Annotated in this window: 1 protein-coding gene; it reads left to right on the top strand. The window is 74.5% G+C overall.

Translation table 11 applies throughout. The annotated features are described in order from the left end of the window. On the top strand, window positions 1-2,615 hold a 2,615-nt coding region (locus AC1D15_RS26240), incomplete at both ends, for a type I polyketide synthase (RefSeq protein ID WP_477828300.1).

Below are 2,615 nucleotides of genomic sequence, written 5' to 3'. Positions count from 1 at the left end.
GTGCATGCGGTGATCAAGGGCTCGGCCGCCAACAACGACGGCGCCGACAAGGTCGGCTTCACCGCGCCGAGCGTGCGTGGCCAGGCCGACGTGATCCGCGCCGCCCACCTGGTGGCCGATGTGTCGCCCGACAGCATCGGCTGCATCGAGGCGCACGGCACCGGCACCGTGCTCGGCGACCCGATCGAGGTGGCGGCGCTGACGCAGGCCTTCCGCGCCGGCACCGCGCGGCGCGGCTTCTGCGCGCTCGGCTCGGTCAAGACCAACATCGGCCACCTCGACGCAGCGGCCGGCGTTGCCGGGCTGATCAAGGCGGTGCTGGCGCTGAAGCACCGCACGCTGCCGCCGAGCCTGCATTTCGAGCGGGCGAACCCGCAGCTCGCGCTGGACAGCAGCCCGTTCTACGTCAGCACCGCGGCCGCGCCGTGGCCGCAGGGCGACACGCCGCGGCGCGCCGGTGTCAGCGGCTTCGGCATCGGGGGCACCAACGTGCACGTGGTGCTGGAGGAGGCGCCGGCCGTGGCCGCGCGGGCCGACGACGGCGACTGGCAGGTGCTGCCGCTGTCAGCCCGCGACGGTGCGGCGCTGCGCGAGGCGCGTGCGCTGCTCGCGGACCATCTGCAAGCGCATCCGGAACAGGCCCTGGCCGACGTGGCGCACACGCTGCAATCCGGCAGGCAGGCCTTCGCGCAGCGCAGCGCGGTGGTGGCCGACGGCGCCTCGCTGGCCGCGCAGATGCTGCAGGCGCCCGAGGCGGTGAACGCTGCGGTCGACGCCGCGCCCGAGCTGGTGTTCCTGTTCCCAGGCGGCGGTGCGCAGCATGTGCACATGGGCGAGGCACTGTACCGGCGCAGCGGCGTGTTCCGCGCCGAGGTCGATCGCTGCTGCGAGCTGCTGCGGCCCGGGTTCGGGTTCGACCTGCGCGAGGTGCTGTTCCCGGCGCCGGCCGACGCGGCGGCGGCCGAGCTGCGGCTCGCGCGCATCGAGTTGGCGCAGCCGGCGCTGTTCGTCATCGAGTACGCGATGGCGCGCTGGTGGATGAGCCTGGGCGTGACCCCGGCGCTGATGATCGGCCACAGCCTCGGCGAGTACGTCGCGGCCTGCCTGGCGGGGGTGTTCCAGTTGGCGGATGCGCTGAACATCGTCGCAACGCGTGGCCGGCTGATGCAGGGGCTGCCGGCCGGTGCGATGACGGCGGTGGCGTTGACGGAAGACGCGCTGCGTCCGTACCTCGGCGACGGTTGCGACCTCGCTGCGGTCAACGCCGAACAGCTGTGCGTGATCGCCGGCCCGATCGACGCGATCGAGCGCGCCGAGGCGCGCCTGCGCGAGGCCGGGCAGCAGCCGCGCCGGCTGCATGTCGGCATCGCGTCGCACTCGGCGATGGTCGAGCCGATCGTCGCCGAGCTGCAGCGCACGATCGCCGCGGTGCCGCGCGAGGCGCCGCGCCTGCCGTTCATCTCGAATGCGTCGGGCCGCGTGATCACCGCGGCCGAGGCGGTCGACCCGGCGTACTGGGGCCGCCACCTGCGCGGTGCGGTGCGCTTTGCCGACGGCCTGCGGGCAGTGTTCGAGGGGCCGGGGCGTGCGCTGCTGGAGGTCGGCCCCGGTGCGACGCTCAGCAGCCTCGCGCGCCAGCATCCAGGCGCGGCCACGGCCGCGGGCGTGTGGGCCAGCCAGGCCCATCCGCAGCAGCATGCGCGCAATGCACAGCAACTGGCCGGCACGGTGGCCGCGGCCTGGGTTGCGGGGGTGCCGATCGACTGGTCGGCGTGGCGTGAAGGCGCCGTGCGGCGCCGCGTGCCGCTGCCGACCTATGCGTTCCAGCGTCGCCGCTACTGGGTGGAAGCCGGCGCGCCGGCCGCGGCGCCGAAGGCCGACGGGAACATCTTCTACGCGCCGAGCTGGCAGCGCAGTGCAGCGCCGCGGCCGGCCGCCGGCGCCGAGCCGGGCGGCCACGTGCTGGTGCTCGGCGATGTCGACAGCATCAGCGCCAGCGTGCTGCGCGAACTGCGCCGGCGCGGCGCGCGCGTCAGCTTCGCGCAGCCCGGCATCCGCTTTGCACGAAATGCGGCGCAGCAGTACACCGTGCGGCCGGCCGAGCGTACCGACTTCGACGACCTCTTGGGCGCGCTGCAGGCCGAAGGCCCGTTGACGCAGGTCCTGCACCTGTGGAGCCTCGACGGCCACCGCGGCGCGGCTGCGAAGCCACGGCTGGAGCTTGGCTACCTGAGCCTGCTCGCCTTCGCACGGGCGGTCGAAGCGACTGGCATCGAGCGGCTCGCGCTGACCGTCGTCACCGACCGCCTCGAGGACGTCACCGGCATCGAGCCGCTGGCGCCCGAGAAGGCGACGCTGCTCGGTCTCGCGCGGGTGATGGGGCAGGAGATCCCGTCGCTGCGCTGCCGCGTCGTCGACGTGCTGCTGCCGGCGCCGGAGAGCGAGGCCGAGGACCGGCTCGCCCGCATGCTGGTCGACGAGGCGCGGGGTGACAGCACCGACACACCCGTCGCATGGCGCGGCCCGCACCGCTGGGTGCAGCGCTACGAGCCGCTGCCGGCCGGCTTGCCGACGCGCCAGCGGCTGCGCCGTGGCGGCGTGACCCTGATCACCGG

The sequence above is a fragment of the Rhizobacter sp. P2_H2 genome, from assembly GCF_056403375.1.
This window is presented reverse-complemented; position numbering and strand designations above follow the sequence as displayed.